Below are 3,470 nucleotides of genomic sequence, written 5' to 3'. Positions count from 1 at the left end.
CCACCCACAGCCTGCGCCACACCTGCGCCACCGAAATGCTCAAGGGCGGGGCCAGCATCCGCCACGTCCAGGAGCTTCTGGGGCATTCCGACATCATGACGACCCAGATTTACACCCACGTTGTGCCGACCGACCTGCAGAAGGCCCACGCCCGGACCGCGCCCAGCGAACGGCGCCGGACGGTCGAGGACGCCCGCTTCACCGGCGGCGACCATCCCCACTGGAACGACCGCCGCAACGCGCCGCTGTGGCGCGCGTTGCAAGGCCGGAAGGAGACGGCGAAAGGGAAACGAAAGACTCGCAAAAAGCCCGGAAACAAGGCATAAGAAAGCCGTGCAAAACGTGGCCACATACCAGACGGGGACAACGGCCTTCGCCGTGTTCTTTCTTTACCCCGCGTATGTGTTGACCGTCCTTAAAGTGGACATCCTTGAGCCGGAGGAAAACGACGTTCAGCTGAAGGGCGAGGAGGTCAAGTTCGACGGCGATCTTGAACCCACCGGGTTGAGCGGCGTGACCTATGCCTGGTCGGTTCTGGAAGGGACTTGCGATCCGGCCACGGCCACGACTGAGGACTTCCAGACGACCTTGAAGTCCGAAGGAACCATCAAGGTCAAGTTGGCCGTCACGGTCGGCGGCACGACATGCGAGAAGATCAGAACAATCAAGGCGATGTTACCCTATCCGACATACCTGAATTTCAAAGGCAGTAGCAATACCAGAATCAAGAACATCGGCACAGACCCCGAGTGGACCAAGACAGATAAGACAACGAAGAACTACGCCGTGTACGACAAGGAAACTACCGCAGATGTCGAGGCGAAGTTCGAAGCCACTGAAGGGCTTACCGACAACACCGAAGTCAAGGTGAAAGCCGACGGCAACAAGGAGAATTTCGCTGAAGCCAATGCCTATTTCCACCACTGGACATGGACCGAGGACGAACTCGTTCTCGAATCCTCAGAGTTGTACGCGTCCATCAACTTTTATGACACACTGGACCTTACATGGAAGTACATTGTCCGCAAATTGGATGGCAGTTGGCCAGACTGGTCAGAGGCCGTCACAATGGGAGGGGACAGTCCGACCCCACACATTCTCTATACAGTCATGAAAACCCCGGTCAAGCGTGATCGATCTGCTGGGCGAGGTCACGACGAATACACGCAGTGGTTCTACGACACCACATGTCGCAAACTTGAAGGATACACCGGGAACGACGATCACCATGTGGCCACGGAAATGATGCAATGGATCGCAGACAATGTAACGTGGAACGGAAACTGTCACGTCCTTGCCGCCTACCTTGCTGCGTTCAGTCACACTCAGGGAGTCACAGCTTATCAATACTGGTTGGACCACAAGCCGAAGGTTATCGGTGGCGGTACTGGTGGCGTAGGGGACTTCGAGTGCCAAAGGACATTATCAATAGACCCTGTGCCGATCGGTGGGGGTAGCCAGGCATACACCTTCAATTTCCATAGTTTCAATAGAATCAGCGGGTCTATCTACGATCCGACGACCAACACGAACAAATCGGGATGGACCGTCCAGCAATATGAAGACTGGCTCATGACCAAGTACGCGAAGTGCATTCGTGATTACGCAAAATGCTATGCAATGGGCGAGGACCCGCCTGACCCAGACGACCCACAGTACGAATGGAAAGACAATGTAAGCGGCGTCATGGAACCCGAGAATTACGAACACATCTTGTGGGAGGTCATACCTTGAAAAGAAGGCAGGCCGTTCGGATGAAACTCACGCCTCTCATTGCTGTTGTCTTGACTCTCTCCACTGTGCTGCTTGCTGGTCAGCAAGACTCGGACCGTGCCGTTATTGCCGCTCTCGTCTCAGCAAGAATCGATATGATGGGAACCACCAGCAAGGAAGCAGCCGCCAACAAATTCACCGCCATCGCCGCAGCCTTTCCTGAAAGTCGATATGCCGACGATGCGCTACTACTCTCAGGAAGATGTTTGACTTCGTTGCAGCGGTATGACGACGCCATCAAGGTCTTCCGTCAGATCGTTGATCGTTACCCCAAAGGCGCACTGGTGGTCAACGGCTCATGGTTCTCCAGCATGGCGGAGATCACGGGAGCAACGTCGAAAGGCATGCCCGAACGGTTACGAAAACCGCCCAGTGAACTGACCACTGACGCACAGGAAGCAGTCCAACTCTACGAATCATTCATGGAAGCATACCCTGAACGGACGGCCGACTGGGCGCGGTATGAGATGGCGCGAATCTACCATAACTCTCTGCATGACGACAAAAGAGCCCGTGAGATTCTCGCTGCTATTCAAGAGAATCCCATTGAGGCGGCGACACACAGTAAGCAGGACAAGATATTCCAAGAACGAATGGATGCGTTGATTATGGCGCCTGCGTGACGAGTACTCGCCCGTCTTGCGGATCGAACCTGAACACCGGCTCGAATCGCGAGTGAGGGCACTACAAGACAAATTGGGACTTGCCGCGCCCGAGATGAGTACTCAACCCCAAGAAGCGGATATCCAGAAGCAGGCAATTGCCCGTGTTGGTGAATTCTTCCGTACTGTCGCGCCGAGGTTCTCGGAGAAAAAGGAAACCAGACTGCGCGAAGTGGACTCTTCAATACCCGACCAAGCGGAGGCCTTCCGAACAAGCATAGCAACGCTTGCTGATCCGAATGCCTCCCCTGTTGAGCGCAACCGCGTTGTTGTCACTCTTGGGCATCTCGCTAATCCTGAAGCTGTTCCCGTACTTCTCAAGTTCATTACCAGTTCAGAAGTCCCTGTGGCTCAGAACGCTATCCGAGCCCTCGGCGAAATCAAGGATACGAGATCCGTTCCGCCCTTGCTCAAGCTCGTAGAGGATCCTCCGCAACTGGAAGAAGAAGACGTTCATGTGTTACAAGCAAGGGCCATATCGGCCCTCGGAGCGATCGGGGATGCCTCCGCTTTAGATGCTCTGAAGAAAGTCGCTACACGAGCCGAACTTCCGGAGAACCTGCGTGAATCAGTCAAAACGGCTATGCACCGCATAGAAAAGCGAAGATCACAGACGTCTACGGAAAGTCCGGCAAACACAACCGCTAGATGAGTGTCTTCCCCGGTCTGCGCACGGCATTTTTCTCGCCGGTTGCTTCGCTATCGCCTACGTGCCGCATCGGCGGCACTCCGTCTCTACCCTCCGGCCCTGATCACGAAAGCTGCTGAAAGAGAAGGCAGCTTTCGCGCCTGGGCTTCGGGGACGCATCTTTACTTTTGACATTGTTCAAGACCCCCGTCCTGTCGAAGAACCTTCCCGCGATCCGGGTGGCAAGGACGATCCTTTACCGTTTTAGCGGCGGACCTTCCCCCCGGCTGGCACTGCGGTATGCTTCCGCAACCTCGTGCCAGCCGCCCCTTACGCTCCGTTACGCGCATCAAGCCTGCGGTGGCGGACGCGTCTACGCCGCGCCCGCCATCCTCGGCTTCATGCGC

4 protein-coding genes are annotated in these 3,470 nt (G+C 55.8%); all 4 read left to right on the top strand.

Annotated features, from left to right (window positions below):
* Window positions 1–326 (top strand): tyrosine-type recombinase/integrase (locus tag QME66_12955; protein MDI6809859.1); only part of this gene is annotated, 326 nt, incomplete at its 5' end.
* A gap of 16 nt (window positions 327–342) precedes the next feature.
* Window positions 343–1,734, top strand: coding sequence for a hypothetical protein (locus tag QME66_12950; protein ID MDI6809858.1), 1,392 nt, complete (start codon window positions 343–345; stop codon window positions 1,732–1,734).
* Window positions 1,731–2,396 (top strand): tetratricopeptide repeat protein, encoded by a 666-nt coding sequence (locus QME66_12945; GenBank protein ID MDI6809857.1) that lies wholly within the window; start codon window positions 1,731–1,733, stop codon window positions 2,394–2,396. Before QME66_12950 ends, QME66_12945 begins: the two co-directional genes overlap by 4 nt.
* Before the next feature lie 94 nt (window positions 2,397–2,490).
* Entirely contained in the window at window positions 2,491–3,087 is a 597-nt protein-coding gene (locus QME66_12940; protein ID MDI6809856.1) for a HEAT repeat domain-containing protein, read from the top strand.
* Window positions 3,088–3,470: the final 383 nt, after the last annotated feature.

The organism is Candidatus Eisenbacteria bacterium (genome assembly GCA_030017955.1).
GTDB lineage: Bacteria > Eisenbacteria > RBG-16-71-46 > JASEGR01 > JASEGR01 > JASEGR01.
The sequence above is the reverse complement of the archived record's forward strand: the minus strand, read 5'-3'. Positions and strand labels throughout refer to the sequence as shown.